General features: G+C 68.2%; 15 protein-coding genes. 13 read left to right on the top strand and 2 right to left on the bottom strand.

The genetic code is table 11. The annotated features are described in order from the left end of the window. Positions 1-2: 2 nt before the first annotated feature. The 8 genes from rpoZ (at position 3) to LDO11_RS13520 (ending at position 8652) form a co-directional block, all read left to right on the top strand. Positions 3-305 carry a DNA-directed RNA polymerase subunit omega gene (rpoZ, locus tag LDO11_RS13555; RefSeq protein ID WP_100323664.1) on the top strand — a complete coding sequence of 101 codons (303 nt, stop codon included), beginning with the start codon at positions 3-5 and terminating at the stop codon, positions 303-305. Positions 306-468: 163 nt separating this feature from the next. Further along, positions 469-2628 carry a RelA/SpoT family protein gene (locus tag LDO11_RS13550; RefSeq protein ID WP_232142025.1) on the top strand — a complete coding sequence of 720 codons (2160 nt, stop codon included), beginning with the start codon at positions 469-471 and terminating at the stop codon, positions 2626-2628. A 67-nt stretch (positions 2629-2695) separates the two neighbouring features. After that, positions 2696-3088: a RidA family protein gene (locus LDO11_RS13545; protein ID WP_129135201.1), complete on the top strand. Its 393-nt coding sequence runs from the start codon at positions 2696-2698 to the stop codon at positions 3086-3088. Between the two features lie 12 nt (positions 3089-3100). After that, on the top strand, positions 3101-5191 hold the full coding sequence (gene recG, locus LDO11_RS13540; protein ID WP_232142002.1) for an ATP-dependent DNA helicase RecG: 2091 nt from the start codon (positions 3101-3103) through the stop codon (positions 5189-5191). A 35-nt stretch (positions 5192-5226) separates the two neighbouring features. After that, a complete protein-coding gene (locus LDO11_RS13535; RefSeq protein ID WP_232142001.1) occupies positions 5227-6162 on the top strand; it encodes a nucleoside hydrolase in 936 nt (311 codons plus the stop codon). A gap of 74 nt (positions 6163-6236) precedes the next feature. Next, a complete protein-coding gene (locus tag LDO11_RS13530) occupies positions 6237-6485 on the top strand; it encodes a type B 50S ribosomal protein L31 (RefSeq protein WP_129135204.1) in 249 nt (82 codons plus the stop codon). A gap of 258 nt (positions 6486-6743) precedes the next feature. Next, positions 6744-8033, top strand: a complete 1290-nt coding sequence (locus LDO11_RS13525; RefSeq protein ID WP_129135205.1) for a citrate synthase — start codon at positions 6744-6746, stop codon at positions 8031-8033. 7 nt (positions 8034-8040) lie between these two features. Next, entirely contained in the window at positions 8041-8652 is a 612-nt protein-coding gene (locus LDO11_RS13520; RefSeq protein WP_232142000.1) for a hypothetical protein, read from the top strand. Here LDO11_RS13520 and LDO11_RS13515 read toward each other — a convergent pair. Next, on the bottom strand, positions 8625-9281 hold the full coding sequence (locus LDO11_RS13515; protein ID WP_232141999.1) for a hypothetical protein: 657 nt from the start codon (positions 9279-9281) through the stop codon (positions 8625-8627). The two genes, LDO11_RS13520 and LDO11_RS13515, sit on opposite strands and share 28 nt — an antisense overlap. 69 nt (positions 9282-9350) lie before the next feature. Continuing rightward, entirely contained in the window at positions 9351-11855 is a 2505-nt protein-coding gene (locus LDO11_RS13510) for a penicillin-binding protein 1A (RefSeq protein WP_343226132.1), read from the bottom strand. A 252-nt stretch (positions 11856-12107) separates the two neighbouring features. Here LDO11_RS13510 and LDO11_RS13505 point away from each other — a divergent pair, with 252 nt between their 5' ends. From LDO11_RS13505 to LDO11_RS13485, 5 genes are read left to right on the top strand one after another with little or no spacing between them, the layout of a single operon-like run. Then, a complete protein-coding gene (locus LDO11_RS13505) occupies positions 12108-13166 on the top strand; it encodes a type IV pilus assembly protein PilM (protein ID WP_232141998.1) in 1059 nt (352 codons plus the stop codon). After that, a complete protein-coding gene (locus tag LDO11_RS13500) occupies positions 13166-13807 on the top strand; it encodes a PilN domain-containing protein (RefSeq protein ID WP_129135210.1) in 642 nt (213 codons plus the stop codon). The genes LDO11_RS13505 and LDO11_RS13500 overlap by 1 nt, the downstream gene beginning before the upstream one ends. Positions 13808-13821: 14 nt before the next feature. Next, the gene (locus LDO11_RS13495) at positions 13822-14472 is read left to right on the top strand and encodes a type IV pilus inner membrane component PilO (RefSeq protein WP_232142023.1); all 651 of its coding nucleotides are present in this window, start codon (positions 13822-13824) and stop codon (positions 14470-14472) included. A gap of 53 nt (positions 14473-14525) precedes the next feature. Then, positions 14526-15014, top strand: a complete 489-nt coding sequence (locus tag LDO11_RS13490; protein WP_129137187.1) for a pilus assembly protein PilP — start codon at positions 14526-14528, stop codon at positions 15012-15014. A gap of 13 nt (positions 15015-15027) precedes the next feature. Continuing rightward, the gene (locus LDO11_RS13485; protein ID WP_435574653.1) at positions 15028-16959 is read left to right on the top strand and encodes a type IV pilus secretin PilQ; all 1932 of its coding nucleotides are present in this window, start codon (positions 15028-15030) and stop codon (positions 16957-16959) included. Positions 16960-17036: the final 77 nt, after the last annotated feature.

Genomic DNA, 17036 nt, shown 5'->3' with positions numbered 1-17036 from the left:
CCATGGCGCGCATTACCGTCGAAGACTGCCTGCAGGTGGTCGACAACCGTTTCGAACTGGTCATGATGGCCGCCAAGCGCGCGCGCCAGCTGGCCAACGGCGTCGAGTCGCAGCTGGACAACCGCGAGAACGACGACAAGCCGACGGTGCTCGCCCTGCGCGAGATCGCCGCGCGTCGCATCGACAACGACTACATCGAGGCCGTCGACAAGGCCGAGCGCGAGCGCAAGGAGCGCGAGGCGCTGGAATGGGCCGCCGCCGAAGTGGTGGCCGACGAGGATCTCGCCAAGGGCGACGATCTCTGATCATGGCCGTCCGGTAACGCCGGACCCACTGGTCGACCGGGACGGCTCCGCGAAAGCGGGGCCGTTCGCGTTCTGGCGTCCTGTCGCGATCATCGGATCCCGCGCGTGCGCGATGTGCCGAGGCTTCCCCATTTACCGGCTTTTCGCCTAGGCTTCCTCGATGATGTCCCCGGTTTCCAGCCACGCTGCCCCGGTCGCGGTGCCGCCAGACGACGCCGTTCCGGAATACATGCGCGTGCTCGAACGCGCGGTGCCGTATCTCGATGCCGCCCAGCGGCAGGTGCTGCGTCGCGCCTGGGCGGTCGGCGCGCAGGCGCACGAGGGCCAGTTCCGCAAGTCAGGCGAACCCTACATCACCCATCCGGTCGCGGTTGCGGTGGTGCTGGCCGAGCAGAACGTCGACCTCGAGACCCTGGTGGCGGCGATCCTGCACGACACCATCGAGGACACGCCGCTGACGCGCGCCGAGCTTGCCGACGAGTTCGGCGAGCAGGTGGCGGAACTCGTGGACGGCGTTACCAAGCTCGACAAACTGCAGTTCAGCAACCGCCAGGAAGCGGCCGCCGAGAGCTTCCGCAAGATGATGCTGGCGATGGCGCGCGACCTGCGCGTCATCCTGATCAAGCTTGCCGATCGCCTGCACAACATGCGCACGTTGGGCGCGCAGTCGACGGCCGCGCGCGAGCGCATCGCCCGCGAGACGCTCGAGGTGTACGCGCCCATCGCCCAGCGCCTGGGCATGAACCTGATCAAGTCGGAACTGCAGGACCTCGGGTTCAGCGCGCTGCATCCGATGCGCCACTCGGTGCTGCGCAAGCGCATCAACGCACAGCCGCTGGTGCGTCGCGAGGCGTTGTCGACGATCGAGGCGCAGCTGGCGCAGCGCCTGGCCAACGAAGGTCTCGAGTACCGGCTGGTGAGCCGGGTGAAGTCGCCCTGGAGCATCTACAACAAGATGCAGGGTGAGGGAAAGACCTTCGACCAGGTGATGGACGTGTTCGGCTTCCGCGTGATCGTGCGCTCGGTCGCCGACTGCTACCACGCGCTCGGCGTGGCGCATTCGGTCTACAAGCCACTCGACGGCCGCTTCCGCGACTTCATCGCGATCCCCAAGGCCAACGGTTACCAGTCGCTGCACACGGTGCTGTTCGGGCCGTACGGTTCGCCGATCGAGGTGCAGATCCGCACCGAGGAGATGGACCTCATCGCCGAGCGCGGTATCGCCGCGCACTGGGCGTACAAGCATGGCGGCGCACCCACCAGCGCACAGACCCGCGCGCACTCGTGGATCGCCAACCTGCTGGAGTCGCAGCGCGCCACCGGTTCATCGCTGGAGTTCCTCGAGAACGTCAAGGTCGACCTGTTCCCTGACGAGGTCTACCTGTTCACCCCGAAGGGCGACATCCTCTCGCTGCCGCGCAATGCCACAGCGCTGGACTTTGCGTATGCGGTGCACACCGACGTCGGCAACCACGCGGTCGCCGCACGTGTCGACCGCAAGCTGGTGCCGCTGCGCACCAAACTGGTCAGCGGGCAGCAGACCGAGATCATCACCGCGCGCTCGGCGCTGCCCAAGCCGCAGTGGCTGGAATTCGTGGTCACCAGCAAGGCGCGCACCGCGATCCGCCAGCAGCTCAAGCAGCTCGAACACGAGGATGCGGTGCAGCTCGGCCATCGCATGCTCGACCGTGCGCTGGAGGATCTCGGCAGTTCGCTCGAGCGCGTGCCGCAGGCGCGGCTGGAAGCGTACCTGGGCGAGTCGCGCCACCCGCGGCTGGAGGCGCTGCTGGCCGATATCGCGCTGGGCAACCGGATGCCGTCGCAGGTCGCGCATGCGCTGGCGCAGTCGGGCGGGCAGGGTGGCCGCGACGGTGCGCGCCACTTCGAGAAGATCCTGATCACCGGCAGCGAGCGCGGGGTGATCACCTTTGCCAACTGCTGCATGCCCATTCCCGGCGACGAGATCATGGGCTACCACACCGCCGGCAAGGGCATCGTGGTGCACCGGATCGAGTGTCCGAACATCACCGACTACCGCAAGTCGCCCGAGCGCTGGGTCGACATCGGCTGGGACCGCGAGGTTTCGGGGGACTTCAGCGTGGCCCTGCGCATCGAGGTGGCGAACCGCCCCGGCGTGCTCGCCCAGGTGGCGGCGGCGGTGGCGCAGGTGGATTCCAACATCGATGGCGTGGAATACCTGGAACGCGACAGCAACGTCGCGGCGATCCGCTTCTCGATCGAGGTGCGCGGGCGCAAGCACCTGGCCGACGTGATCCGCAGGATCCGCAGGCTCAACGTGGTGCACGGGGTGCAGCGACTCTAGCCGGGTGCCTGGCGGCCGCGGCGCGGGCGGCGGTTAGAATCCGCTGTCACCTTTCGTGGAAGACACCATGCCCCGCATCCCCGTCAGCACCGAGCACGCTCCCGCCGCCATCGGCCCCTATTCGCAGGCCACGCGCGCCGGCGACACCGTGTTCGTGTCCGGGCAGATTCCGCTCGATCCGGCCACCGGCAATCTGGTCGACGGCGGCATCGAGGCGCAGGCACGCCAGGCGTTCGCCAACCTGCGCGCGGTGTGCGCGGCGGCCGGCGGCGGCCTCGATGATGTCGTGCGCGTCGGGCTGTACCTGACCGACCTCGGCGACTTCGCCGCCGTCAACGCGGTGATGGCCGAGGTGTTCGCGGCGCCGTATCCCGCCCGTTCGACGATCGAGGTCTCCGCGCTGCCCAAGGATGCGGCCTTCGAGGTCGATGCGATCCTGGTGCTGCGCCAGGCCACCTGACCGGTTTTCAACGTGCCCGCAGCACACGAGGCCGACCCCGCGCACATCCCGCTGACCGTGCTCGCCGGGGTCGGCGCACGCACCGCGGAGAAGCTCGCGGCGCGCGGCATCGTGACCCTGCAGGACCTGTGGCTGCACCTGCCGCGCCAGTACGAGGACCGCACCCGGCTGACGCCGATCGCCCAGCTGCAGGCGGGGGTGCCGGCGCAGGTCGAGGGCCTGGTCGAGGCGGTCGAGCGGGGTTTCCGTTATCGCCCGCTGCTGCGCGTGGCGCTCGGCGACGGCTCGCGCGCCACCCTGGTATTGCGTTTCTTCCATTTCCGCGCCGCCCAGGTCGCGCAATTCGCGGTCGGCACGCGGGTGCGCGCCTACGGCACCCCGCGGCCGGGCCAGCACGGCTTGGAGATCGTGCATCCGAGCTACCGGGTGATCGACAACGGCGAGGCCGGCGTGCTCGATGCGGACCTGGAACCGGTGTATCCGCAGGTCGAGGGCGTGGGGCCGGCGGTGCTGCGCAAACTGATCCGCCAGGCGCTGGAGCGCCTGCCGCCTGACGCGGTGCTCGAACTGCTGCCGGCCACCCTGCGCGGCAGCGTGCCGGGCCTGCGCGATGCATTGCTGACCGTGCACCGGCCGCCGCGCGATACCGACCTCGCCGCACTGTCGGCCGGCACCCATCCGGCGCAGCAACGCCTGGCGATCGAGGAACTGCTGGCCCACCATCTCAGCCTGCGACGCCAGCGCATCGCGCTGCAGCGCCATGGCGCGCCGGTATGCGATGGCCGCGGCGAGCTCGTCGAACGCCTGCTTGCAACACTGCCATTCGCGCTGACCGGTGCGCAGGAACGCGTGTTCGCTCGGATCCGCGAAGACCTGCGCCGTCCGCGGCCGATGTTGCGGCTGGTGCAGGGTGACGTCGGTTCCGGCAAGACGGTCGTCGCGGCCCTTGCCGCGCTGCAGGCCATCGAGGCCGGCACCCAGGCCGCGCTGGCCGCACCCACCGAACTGCTGGCCGAACAGCACTACGTCAGCCTGCGTGGCTGGCTGCAGCCGCTCGGCATCGAAGTGGCATGGCTGGCCGGCAAGGTGACCGGACGGGCACGGTCGCGCGCGCTGGAGGCAATCGCCGATGGCCGCGCCCAGCTCGTCGTCGGCACCCATGCGCTGATGCAGGAAGGCGTGAGCTTCCATCGCCTCGGCCTTGCGATCGTCGACGAACAGCACCGCTTCGGCGTGCACCAGCGTCTTGCACTGCGCGACAAGGGCGGCGATGGCGGACTGGTGCCGCACCAGCTGGTGATGACCGCCACGCCGATCCCGCGCACGCTGGCGATGTCGGCCTACGCGGACCTCGACGTGTCGGCGATCGACGAGCTGCCGCCCGGCCGCACGCCGGTGCAGACCGTGGTGCTGAGCGGTGAGCGCCGACCGGAACTGGTGCAACGCATCCGTGCCGCCTGTTCCGAAGGGCGGCAGGCGTACTGGGTGTGCACGTTGATCGACGACAGTGACGAGGTGGTGGCGCAGGCCGCGCAGAGCACGTTCGAGGCCCTGCGCGATGCGCTGCCGGGAATCGAGGTCGGGCTGGTGCACGGGCGGATGAAGCCTGCGGAGAAGCAGGCGGTCATGCGCGCCTTCAAGGAAGGTGCGCTCGGCCTGCTGGTGGCGACCACGGTGATCGAGGTCGGCGTGGACGTGCCCAACGCATCGCTGATGATCGTCGAGAACGCCGAGCGGCTGGGCCTGGCGCAGCTCCACCAGCTGCGCGGGCGGGTGGGGCGCGGCGCCGCCGCGTCGACCTGCGTGCTGCTGTACCAGCCGCCATTGTCGATGCTGGCGCGGCAACGGCTGGCGACCATGCGCGAGACCAGCGACGGCTTCGTGATTGCCGAGCGTGACCTGGAGCTGCGTGGGCCGGGCGAGCTGCTCGGCACCCGCCAGACCGGCATCGCGGGGTTCCGGGTCGCCGACCTCGTGCGCGATGCGGCGCTGCTGCCGCAGGTGCATGCCATCGCCGAGCATCTGCAGGCGGCCGCGCCCACGCTTGCCGACCGCCTGGTCGAACGCTGGATCGGTGGTGCCTCGCGCTATGCGTCGGCATGACGTGCAGTGCATCCGCTTGCGGTGATAATCCGCCGATGGACGACCGTACCCCCCTGCTGATCGATACCGATCCCGGCGTCGACGACGCCCTGGCCCTGCTGATGGCCTTCAACGCCCCCGACCATCATGTGGTCGGGCTCACCGTGACCGCCGGCAACGTCGGCCTGCAGCACACGACAGCCAATGCGCTGAAGCTGGTCGAGGTGTGCGGCCTCGACGTGCCGGTGTTCGCCGGCGCCGACGCCCCACTGCTGCACCCCGCACGCGATGCCGGCTATGTGCACGGCCGCGACGGCTTCGGCGACACCGCCTACGCACCGGCGACCCGCCAGCCCGAAGGCGAACACGCCGCGCTCGCGATCCTGCGCCTGTCGCATGCCTACGCCGGACGCCTGCTGCTGGTCGCGCTGGGCCCGCTGACCAATATCGCGCTGGCCCTCAAGCTGGACCCGACGCTGCCGCAGCGGGTCGGGCGCTTCGTGGTGATGGGAGGCGCGGTCAGTGCGCACGGCAACATCACCCCGGCGGCCGAATTCAATATCGCCTTCGATCCGGAAGCGGCGCACCTGGTATTCGCCGCATTCCCGCGCTTCGAGCTGGTGGACTGGGAAGCCACCGTGGCACACGGCTTTCCGCACGCCGAGGCCGAGCAGTGGCTGGCCTGCGGGTCGGCACGGGCAACGTTCTACGAAGGCATTTCCCGGCAGACCCGGCTGTGGTCGGAGGATAGCCGCGGTGACCTTTGGCACGCGGCCGACGCGCTGGCGATGGCCTGCGCGCTGCGCCCTGACCACGTGCTCGAGTGGGCGGAGCGGCCGGTGGCCGTCGAGCTTGCCGGGCGGCTCACGCGTGGCGTCACCGTGGTGGACTGGCAGCGCCAGGAGGGCGGGGTCGACAACGCCCGCATCATGCTGCGCTACGACCCACCCGCGTTCCAGGCGATGATGCGCGACGCGCTGGCCGTCGGCTGAAGACCGCGGAAGGATTGCACGCGCCCGCGAGGGCGCATACAATGGGCGGCTTCCAGCTATTCCGGTGTGCCGCCATGAAGGCCGACATCCATCCCGATTACCGCGACGTCGTGTTCCAGGACGTGACGTCCGATTTCCGCATTCTGACCCGTTCCACCATGGCCGCCACCTCCAAGGAGACGGTCAAGTGGGAAGACGGCAACGAGTATCCGCTGATCAAGGTCGAGGTCTCCTCGGCCTCGCACCCGTTCTACACGGGTCAGAACAAGATCATGGATACCAGCGGCCGCGTCGACAAGTTCCGCAAGCGCTACGCCAAGTAACGCGGCGGCCCGCCACGGCGGGCGACAGCGCAGGAGCCTTCGCGCTCCCGCAACGCTGATCCAGGTTTTCCCGACGGCTGCCCTCGAGGCGGCCGTTGGCGTTTGTGCGCATGTGACCATGCGACCAATGTCCGGCCCGTCCCTACGTACGGGTATGCGATAATCGCCAGCCCCGTGGCCTCGCCGCGGTTCCCCTGCATCACGTGCCGCGACGCCGCGCCCTGCCGCGTCTGGCCACGACCCTGAAAGGAGTGCGCTGTGTCGGAATTTGACCAGGTCACGCTGAGCGCCGGCGACAAGTCGGTGACCCTGCCGGTGCTCACCGGCACCCTCGGCAATCCCTGCATCGATATCTCGAAGCTGCCCAAGGAAACCGGCTGCTTCACCTACGACTCGGGCTTCACCGCGACCGCCTCGTGCAAGTCCGCGATCACCTACATCGACGGCGACAACGGCGTGCTCCTGTATCGCGGTTACCCGATCGAGCAGCTCGCCGAGAAGTCGAGCTTCCTCGAAGTCGCGTACCTGCTGATGAACGGAGAGCTGCCGACGGCCGACGAGTTCTCGCGCTTCGAGCACGAGGTCACGCATCACACGATGATGCACGAGTCGCTGAAGAACTTCTTCCACGGCTTCCGCCACGACGCGCACCCGATGGCGATGCTGTCGAGCTCGGTGGCGGCGATGTCGGCTTTCTATCACGACACCCTCGACCTCAACGATCCCGAGCAGCGCCGCCTGGCCGCCATCCGCCTGCTGGCGAAGATGCCGACGCTGGCCGCCGCTGCGTATCGCTACTCGATCGGCTGGCCGGTGCGCTACCCGCGCAACAACCTCGATTACGTCAGCCGCTTCCTGCACATGATGTTCGAGGTGCCGAGCGAGCCGCTGGAACTGAACCCGGTCGTCGCCAAGGCGCTGGACCTGTTGCTGATCCTGCATGCCGACCACGAGCAGAATGCCTCGACCTCGACGGTGCGCCTGGTCGGCTCGACCGGCGCGAACCCGTACGCATCGGTTGCCGCGGGCATCACCGCGCTGTGGGGCCCCGCGCATGGCGGCGCCAACGAGGCGGTGCTGAAGATGCTCGAGGAGATCGGTTCTCCCGACAACGTCGACAGTGCGATCGCAAAGGCCAAGGACAGGAACTCGGGCTTCCGCCTGATGGGCTTCGGCCACCGCGTCTACAAGAACTTCGATCCGCGCGCGAAGATCATCCGCGAGATGACGCACAAGGTTCTGGAAGAACTCGACATCGACGATCCGTTGCTGGAGATCGCGATGAAGCTCGAGGAGGCGGCGCTGAAGGACGAGTACTTCGTGCAGCGCAAGCTGTATCCGAACGTCGACTTCTACAGCGGCATCATCTACAAGGCGCTGAAGATCCCGACCGAGATGTTCACCGTCATGTTCGCCATCGGCCGCACCGCCGGCTGGGTGGCGCACTGGCTGGAGCAGCAGGTGGATCCGGAAGCGAAGATCGGCCGTCCGCGGCAGATCTATACCGGTTCCGACGTCCGCGACTATGTGGCGGCGGACCAGCGCTGACCGGGTGATGTCCGGCGCCCGCGCCGGTGCGACGAAGCCGCGGCAGGTCCGCGGCTTCGTGCTTTTCAAATGGGCGATCTATTCGCTGCTGGCGGCCAATGTGGCGCTGTATGCGGCATCGGGCACGTCGACGGAGACGGTCGACACCGCCGCCTGGGTGCTGTTGCTGCTGCTGTTCGAATGGGAGACCGGCGACTGGCGGTTGCCGTTCTGGTCGCGTCCGCTGGTGCGGCTGCTGCGTGCCCTGGCCGGGCTGGCGGTGGTGTGGGCCTGCATCGACTACGGCCTCGATGGCGAGCGACTGGACTTCGCCAACGCCTGCACCTGGCTTGCCGTCGTGCTGGCGCTGGAACTGGAGCTGCGTATCCCCACGGGGCGGGCGTATCTCCACCGCATGCGGCGCGCGCTGGCATGGTGTCTGTACGTGGCGCTTGCCGCTTTCGCACTCGCCTGGTGGTTCCAGGCCGCCGCCGGCGTGGATGAGGCCTGGCTCGACGCATGGGACGCCAGTCTGTGGCTTGCCGCGTTCGTGGCCATCGAACTCAATGTGTTCGGGCTGGCCGGCCCGACTGTGGTGGGTGCCGCGGCCTTTCAACGCGGTGGCGCGGAGCCGTCGTAGCCGGCGATCTCGTCCTCGGCCAGCAGCTGCACGAGCTGGGCCAGCGATGCGCGCCGCATCGGCCGCTCGTCGACGCCCGACAACGGCGCCTGGCGCAACGCCAGCGGCGACAGCACCGTCAGGTCGAAGCCCACGCCGTCGACGCTGAAGATCCACAGCGGCACCACTTCGCTGCGCTCGCGGTCCATGCGCATGCGCCGGGTGCGCCCCTCCGCGGGGATGCCGTGCTCGTCGAGATAGCGGGTGACCGCGTCCGGATCGTCGGCGAACAGCTGCAGCTGCACCGGCGAGTTCTGGTCCGCGGTGCCCTCCAGCACCGGCCCCACCAGTCGCGGCTGGAACGGCGCGAAGAATTCCAGCGCCTTCAATGCCGCTTCGCGCCTTTCGCGCAACGCCGAGGCCTGGTCGTCGGCCTGGAACAGGCGCTGGTATTCGCGCAGCGCAGCCTCGATCTCGTGGTTGCGGGGCAGGGCGGCCTCGTCATCGATGCCCAGCCGCTGCGCGGCCTTGAGCTTCGCCTGGTGGTAGTCGCGGATGCCGCTCTCGGCCATCAGCCGCGCCGCCTCATGGGCGAGACGATGGCGCCACTCGCGGGTGCGGGTCTCGGCACGCTGCCGTGCGCGGTGCATGGGCGACTCCCGGGTCCGGGGCGGCCCACTCTAAGGGATGGGCGGGTGAAGAGCCCAGCATTGCCGGGCTCAGAAGATGTCGAAGGCCTCTTCGCCCGGCATGGTGTCCTCGTAGGAGTCGTAGACATCGGCGGCCATGCGTTCGAGGTCCTCGTTCTTGATGTACTCCAGCAGGCCACCGGTACCCCCCGGGATCAGCCGGCCGCTGGCGCTGACCGCCACCTGGGTCATGCCGGCGGGCGGCAGGTTGGGGGCGATCGACTGGCCCTCGAGTGCCACGCGCATGTAGTCGATCCAGATCGGCAGCGCGGACCTCCCGCCGTACTCGCGGTATCCCAGCGAACGGTTGTCGTCGCGGCCGACCCACACCGTGGTCACCAGGTCCCCGCCGAAGCCGGCGAACCATGCGTCGCGGTGTTCGTTCGTGGAGCCCGTCTTGCCGCCGATATCCTCGCGTTCGAGCACCTTCGCCGCGGTTCCGGTGCCGCGCGTGACCACGTCGCGCATCATCGAGACCAGCTGGTAGGCGACGCGTTCGTCGATCGCGCGTGGGGCGACCGGGGCATTCGGGTCGCGCGGTTGCGCGGGTGCGGCGACCGGTGTGTCGGCATCCGCGTCGTTGCCGGCCGTGGCCGGGGCCTGGCCGGGCCCCAGATTGAAGCCGTCGACGACGTAGGTGGTCGCACTGGTGTCCGGGCGGCCGTCGGCACCGCATCCGCGGCAGGCCAGCGCTGGCGCTTCCTTGAAGACCACGTTGCCGTCGCGATCGCGGACCTCGTCGATGAACCACGGGGTGACGCGCGAGCCGCCATTGGCGAATGCCGCGTAGCCGCGGGTGATCTCCATGATCGTCAGCGACGGCGTGCCCAGCGAGATCGACAGGTTGGGCGGCAGTTCGGACTCGTCAAAACCGAAATGGCTGATGTAGCGGCGTGCATAGTCGACGCCGATGGTGTCGAGCAGGCGCACCGACACCAGGTTGCGCGAACGCACCAGCGCCTCGCGCAGGCGCATCGGGCCGGCGAACTTGCCGTCGTCGTTCTGCGGGCGCCATTCCTGGCCACGGCGCATGCGGAACACCACCGGCGCATCGGGCACCACCGAGGCGGGGTTGAAGCCACGTTCGAATGCCGCCGCATAGATGAAGGGCTTGAAGCTGGAGCCGGGCTGGCGCCGCGCCTGGGTGGCGCGGTTGAACTTCTGGCCCGCGAAGCTGAAACCACCGACCAGCGCACGCAGCGCGCCGCTCTCGTATTCCATCGACACCAGCGCGGCCTGCGCGCGCGGGATCTGCGCCAGCTGCCAGCTGATGGCCGGCGGCGGCGCGTCCTCGCCTTCGCGCGCGGGCTTGGACGCGGTCTCGATGCGGCGGACACGGATCATGTCCCCGCGCGAGACCAGCGCCGACGGCGCGCGATTGGTCCAGCGGCTGGATGCGGCGTCGAGGGTCAGCGTGCTGCCATCGGCCAGCACCGCATCCACGGTACCGCCACTACTGCGCAATACCACTGCCGGCAGCAACCCGGCCTGTGCCGGAACGCCGCGCAGGCGGCCAGCCGCGGCCGCTGCATCCTCGTCGTCGGCCAGCTCGAACTGCTGTTCCGGCTTCGAGAACCCGTGCCGGCGGTCGTAGGCCAGCAGCCCATCGCGCAGCGAACGGTCGGCGGCCAGCTGCGCTTCCGGATCGATGGTGGTGGTGACGTGGTAGCCGCGCGTCAGCACGTCGCCGCCGTAGCGGGCGATCATTTCCTGACGCACCATTTCGGCCACGTAGGGCGCGTAGACCTCGACCGGCCGCTCGTGCGGGCGCGCATGCATCTCCGCCGCCTGCGCCAGGCGCTCGTCGGTTTCGGCGATGAAACCCAGTTCGCGCATGCGCTGCAGCACGTAGTCACGGCGGATGCGCGCGCGCTCCGGATTGGTGACCGGGTTGCCGCTGGACGGGAACTTCGGGATCGAGGCCAGCGTTGCCACCTCGTCCAGCGTCAGCGCATCCAGGGTCTTGCCGTAGTAGAACTCGGCCGCGGCGGCGATGCCGTAGGCGCGGTTGCCGAAGAAGCTCTTGTTGAGATACAGCTGGAAGATCTCGTCCTTGCTGAGCTCGCGCTCCATCTTCATCGCCAGGAGCATCTCGGCGAGCTTGCGCGTGTAGCTGTATTCCGAGCTCAGGAAGAACTGCCGTGCGACCTGCTGGGTGATGGTGGAACCACCCGGCACGCGCTGGTCGTCGGTGGTGGCCAGCAGCCAGATCGCACGCCCGACGCCGCGGTAGTCCACGCCGTGGTGCTCGTAGAAGCGGTTGTCCTCGATCGCGATGAAGGCCTGCTTGATGCGCTCGGGCACGTCCTCGATGCGCACAGGATACCGGCGGGTCTCGCCGAACAGCGCCATCAGGCTGCCATCGCTGGCATACACGTACAGCGGTTCCTGCATCTCCACGTCGCGCAGGTTCTGCACATCCGGCAGCCGCGCGGAGACGACGAAGTACAGCGTGGCTACGGCAAGGACGCCGAGGACGATGGCTGCCGAGGTGGCAATCAGCGTCCAGCGCAGCAGGCGGCGGAATCGGGACATCGACGGGTTCCTGCGAAGAGCGTAGCCTTGAGTCAGGGCGCGGAGTATAGAGGTTGGCCGGGGGCGCCCGCCGGACATGCGGGATGGTTCGCTTCATGGGGTCCGGCAGGGGAGCCGGGTCGGGAGCATGCCGGAAGCGCGCACTGCGGCACGGTCCCGCGGTTCGCGTGTTGCCAAGGGGTGAAAAGTCCGTTATTTAATGCGCCGGGGCACGTAGCGCAGCCAAGCGCCCGTGGCATAAGGGGAAATCCTGTGGGGCTCATCACAAAAAATCAGTCGCCACTCGTGGGCGTCGATATCAGTTCGACTGCGGTCAAGCTGCTGCAGCTGTCGCGCTCGGGAGAGCGCTACCGGGTCGAGCACTATGCGGTCGAGCCATTGCCGCCCAACGCGGTGGTGGAGAAGAACATCGTCGAGGTCGAGGCGGTGGGCGATGCCATCCGCCGCGCGATGTCGCGCTCGGGTTCGAAGGCGAAGCATGCCGCGGCGGCCGTGGCCGGTTCGGCGGTGATCACCAAGACGATCCCGATGCCCGCCGAGCTCGACGAGGACGAGATGGAATCGGCCGTCGAGCTGGAGGCCATCAACTACATCCCGTACCCCATCGATGAAGTGAACCTCGACTTCGAGGTGCTCGGGCCGGTGCCCGGCAATCCCGAGATGGTCAACGTGCTGCTCGCGGCCTCGCGTTCGGAGAACGTGGAGATGCGTGCCTCGGCGCTGGAGCTGGGCGGCCTCACCGCCAAGGTGATGGACGTCGAGGCATTCGCGATCGAGAACGCCTACGCGCTGCTGGCGGGCGGCCTCAACGCCGCGCACGACGGCATCGTCGCGCTGGTCGATGTCGGCGCGACGATGACCACCCTCAACATCCTGCGCGGCGGGCGCAGCCTCTACACCCGCGAGCAGGTCTTCGGTGGTAAGCAGCTCACCGACGAGGTGATGCGCCGTTATGGCCTCAGCTACGAGGAAGCGGGCCTGGCCAAGCGCCAGGGCGGCCTGCCCGAGAGCTACGAGATCGAGGTGCTGGAACCCTTCAAGGAAGCGCTGGTGCAGCAGATCAGCCGCCTGCTGCAGTTCTTCTACGCCGGCAGCGAATTCAACCGCGTCGACCACGTGGTGCTGGCCGGTGGCTGCGCGTCGATCGCAGGGGTGCCGGAGATGGTCGAGGAGCAGCTGGGCGTGCAGACCGTTGTCGCCAACCCGCTGGCGCAGATGACGCTGGGTCCGCGCGTGCAGGCGCATGCGCTGGCCCAGGACGCCCCCGCGCTGATGATCGCCTGTGGCCTGGCCCTGAGGAGCTTCGACTGATGGCGCGGATCAACCTGCTGCCCTGGCGCGCCGAACGCCGCAAGCAGCGTCAGAAGGAGTTCGGCGTCATGCTCGGCCTGGCCGCACTGGCCGGTGTCGTGCTGTGGTTCCTGGTGAACATGTATTACAACGCGCAGATCGAAGGTCAGCAGGCGCGCAACGCCTACCTCGACCAGCAGATCGCGCAGGTCGAGCAGAAGATCACCGAGATCGACGAACTCGACCGCCAGAAGGCTCGCCTGCTGGCACGCAAGGAAGTCATCGAGAAGCTGCAGGCCAGCCGCTCGCAGATGGTGCACCTGTTCGACTCGCTGGTGCGCACGATCCCGGACGGCGTGATGCTGACCTCGCTCAAGCAGGAGGGCGAGCGCCTGACCCTGGAAGGCCGCTCGCAGTCCAACGCACGCGTCAGTACCTACATGCGCAACCTCGAAAGCTCGGGCTGGATGACCCGTCCGGAGCTGTCGATCATCGAGGCGCGTCCCGCAGAGGGTGGCGTGTCGAATACCGGCCTGCCGTATGCCTTCACCCTGGTGGTGACGCTGGCCAACCCCAGTGCGCGTGACGACGACGCCGATGGCATCGATACCGAAGCCGCCCCGGCCGATGCCGCCGCCCCGACCGCAGGAGCCGCCCCGTGAGCCAGAAGCGCAAGATGTCGCTCAAGGAACTGGACTTCAACAACACCGGGTCCTGGCCGCGCGAGTACAAGATCGGGTTCTGCATCCTGATGGGCCTGCTGATCTTCGGACTGCTGTGGTGGCTGGTGATCCGCGACAAGCGCACCGAGCTGCAGGCACTGGAAGGCCAGGAGGTCACCAAGCGCGAGGAGTTCGCCCTCAAGCAGGGCCGTGCCGCCAACCTCGAGCCGCTGAAGCTGCAGCTCGCGCAGATGGAGCAGCAGTTGCAGCAGATGCTGCGCCAGCTGCCCAGCCGCACCGAAATGCCCGACCTCATCGTCGACATCTCGCAGACCGCGCTGGCCACCGGCATCCAGAACGACCTGTTCCAGCCGGGTCCGGAGTCGCCGCAGGAGTTCTACGCGGAGAAGCCGATCGCGCTGCGCATGCAGGGCAGCTACCACCAGTTCGGTGCCTTCGTCAGCGGCGTGGCCTCGCTGCCGCGCGTGGTGATCATGACCATGCACGACATCTCGCTGAGGCCGCGCGATGGCACTGCCATCCGCCCGGGCGGGCAGCTGGAGCTGGCGGGCACGGTCAAGACATATCGCTACCTCGACGAGGAAGAAACCGCGGAGCAGGAATCCAACGCCGCTGCGGCAGCGAACGCAGGGGGGAGCCGCTGATGCAGAAGTCGTTGACTACCGCCGGACGCGCATTCGCGATCGCCGCCGTTGCCATGTCGCTGGCCGCGTGCGGCCGCGACATCACCAGCTCGCCCGGCGATGCGCCCAATCTCGAGGAATGGGTCGCCGACGTGCAGGCGCGCCCGGCGCCGCCGCTGGATCCGTTGCCGGTGATGCAGCAGTTCGAGACCTTCGAATACGCCGCGCAGGGCCTGCGCGATCCCTTCAGCGATGCCTTCACCTCGGACAGCGGGGGCAGCGGGCCGCGGCCGGATTCCAATCGCCGCAAGCAGCCGCTCGAGGAATTCCCGCTCGACAGCATCGACATGGTCGGCACGATCGGTCGCGGCAGCGGGCTGGTGGCACTGTTGATGGCACCGGACAAGGTGACCCACCGGGTCCGCGCAGGGGACTACGTGGGCCAGAACGATGGCCGCGTGACTTCGGTTGCCGAAGATCGCGTGGAACTGGTGGAACTTGTGCCGGATGGCGCGGGCGGCTGGCTGGAGCGGCCGGCTTCGATTGCGCTCAATGACAATTGAAAGGGGATTCAAGATGATCGTGAGTAAAGCGCAAGCTCCGCGTCCGGCGCGCAGCATCCCGTTCGGCGTGGTGACCGGCCTGGTGGCCGGCCTGCTTGCCGCCACCGCGGGCGTCCACGCCGCACAGCCGGTGTCGTACGCGGTTCCGCTGCTGGCCCAGTCCGGGCTCCCGGCCGCGGCCGACCCGGCCCGCCAGCTGCCCGGTGCGGTCGGCGTCTCCAAGATCGACTTCAAGCGCGGAGAAGGCGGCTCCGGCAAGCTGATCCTGAGCTTCGACGGAGAGGGCGCCGCGCCGGACATGCGCGCGCAGGGCAACAGCATCGTCGTCGACGTCGGCAACAGCACGCTGCCGCCGGCGCTGCAGCGTCCGCTCAACGTCTCCGACTTCGCCACCCCGGTGCAGCGCATCGACGCGGTGCAGAGCGGCACCGGCACCCGCATCGTGCTCAGTGCACAGGGTGACTTCGAGCCGATGGCCTACCAGACCGGCCGCGACTTCATCGTCGAGCTGGTGCCGCGCGCGGCCGCGCCGCAGCGTGCGGTCGGCGGCACCACGCTGGCCACCGGCGCGCAGTCGGCGACCACCAGTGTCCTCGCCGAGGACGCGCCGCGCGCCTACAGCGGGCAGGCGGTGACGTTCAACTTCCAGGACATCCCGGTCCGCACCGTGCTGCAGATGATCGCCGAGGAATCGGGTCTGAACATCGTGGCGTCGGACAGCGTGCAGGGCAACGTGACCCTGCGCCTGATCCAGGTGCCGTGGGACCAGGCGCTCGACATCGTCCTGCAGGCCCGCCAGCTCGACAAGCGCCGCAACGGCAACGTCGTGTGGGTGGCGCCGCAGTCGGAAATCGCCGCGTTCGAACAGGCCCGCGAGGACGCGCGCCTGGCGATCGAGGATCGCGCCGAGATGGTCACCGAGTACATCCCGATCAGCTACGGCATTGCCGAGGACATCGCCAAGCTGCTGACCGAGGAGAGCAAGACCGGGTCTGGCGGTGGATCGGCCGGTGGTGGTGGGCAGAACAGCCGTGGCTTCCTGTCCGCGCGTGGCAGCCTGAGCTTCGACCGTCGTACCAACACGTTGCTGGCGATCGATATTCCGGCGCGCGTCGAGGAGATCAAGCGCCTCGTTGCGGCGCTGGACAAGCCGGTCGACCAGGTGGTGATCGAGGCGCGCATCGTGATCGCCAATGAATCGTTCGCCCGTGACCTCGGTGCCCGCTTCGGCGTCTATGGCGCCAAGGATCGGGTCGTCACGTCCGGGTCGATCGACAGCAATCAGGGATTCCTGCGCGATCTCGCCGATCCGGATCGCGAAGGTCCGCCGAGGTTCGAGAATCCGCTCAACTTCGCTGGGCCTGCCACCGCAGCCGGCGCTGGCTCGCTGGCTCTGACCATTCTCGGCAACTACGTCAACTGGGATCTGGAGATTTCGGCGCTGCAGGAGGAAGGTCGCGGTGAAGTGATCTCCAACCCGCGCATCGTCACCAGCAACCAGCGCGAGGCGGTGATCAGCCAGGGCCAGGAAATCGGCTACCTGACGGTGACCGGCGGGCAGAGCAACAACGTGCCGACCGTCGAGTTCAAGGACGTGCTGCTGGAGCTGCGGGTCACCCCGACCATCACCAACGATGGCCGCGTGTTCCTGGCGATGGACATCAAGAAGGATGAGCTCAGCGGCTTTGTCCGCACCGGTGTGGGCGACGTGCCCACGCTCAACAAGCGCAACGTCACCACCGCGGTACTCATCGATGATGGCCAGACCGTCGCCATCGGCGGTGTGTATGAGTTCCGCGACCGTAGCGACCTGGCGAAGATTCCGTTCCTGGGTGACTTGCCGATCATCGGCAACCTGTTCAAGAACCGCAGCCGTTCCAAGGAGAAGGCGGAGCTGCTGATCTTCGTGACGCCGAAGGTACTGCGCGTCGCACAGCGCACCTGATCTGCGCACCATGCAGTACACGACGGGGCCTTCGGGCCCCGTTGTCGTTCAGGGCCGGCTTGAATCCTGCCCGGCGT

The organism is Alterluteimonas muca (genome assembly GCF_021191595.1).
GTDB classification, from domain to species: Bacteria; Pseudomonadota; Gammaproteobacteria; order Xanthomonadales; family Xanthomonadaceae; genus Luteimonas; species Luteimonas muca.
The sequence above is the reverse complement of the archived record's forward strand: the minus strand, read 5'-3'. Positions and strand labels throughout refer to the sequence as shown.

Coding starts and splice junctions, on each gene's coding strand:
- LDO11_RS13485 (WP_435574653.1), top strand. CDS start 15,028: ATGATCGTGAGTAAAGCGCAAGCTCCGCGTCCGGCGCGCAGCATCCCG.
- LDO11_RS13495 (WP_232142023.1), top strand. CDS start 13,822: ATGTCGCTCAAGGAACTGGACTTCAACAACACCGGGTCCTGGCCGCGC.
- LDO11_RS13515 (WP_232141999.1), bottom strand. CDS start 9,281: ATGCACCGCGCACGGCAGCGTGCCGAGACCCGCACCCGCGAGTGGCGC.
- LDO11_RS13545 (WP_129135201.1), top strand. CDS start 2,696: ATGCCCCGCATCCCCGTCAGCACCGAGCACGCTCCCGCCGCCATCGGC.
- LDO11_RS13530 (WP_129135204.1), top strand. CDS start 6,237: ATGAAGGCCGACATCCATCCCGATTACCGCGACGTCGTGTTCCAGGAC.
- LDO11_RS13550 (WP_232142025.1), top strand. CDS start 469: ATGTCCCCGGTTTCCAGCCACGCTGCCCCGGTCGCGGTGCCGCCAGAC.
- LDO11_RS13510 (WP_343226132.1), bottom strand. CDS start 11,855: ATGTCCCGATTCCGCCGCCTGCTGCGCTGGACGCTGATTGCCACCTCG.
- LDO11_RS13520 (WP_232142000.1), top strand. CDS start 8,041: ATGTCCGGCGCCCGCGCCGGTGCGACGAAGCCGCGGCAGGTCCGCGGC.
- LDO11_RS13500 (WP_129135210.1), top strand. CDS start 13,166: ATGGCGCGGATCAACCTGCTGCCCTGGCGCGCCGAACGCCGCAAGCAG.
- LDO11_RS13490 (WP_129137187.1), top strand. CDS start 14,526: ATGTCGCTGGCCGCGTGCGGCCGCGACATCACCAGCTCGCCCGGCGAT.
- rpoZ (WP_100323664.1), top strand. CDS start 3: ATGGCGCGCATTACCGTCGAAGACTGCCTGCAGGTGGTCGACAACCGT.
- LDO11_RS13535 (WP_232142001.1), top strand. CDS start 5,227: ATGGACGACCGTACCCCCCTGCTGATCGATACCGATCCCGGCGTCGAC.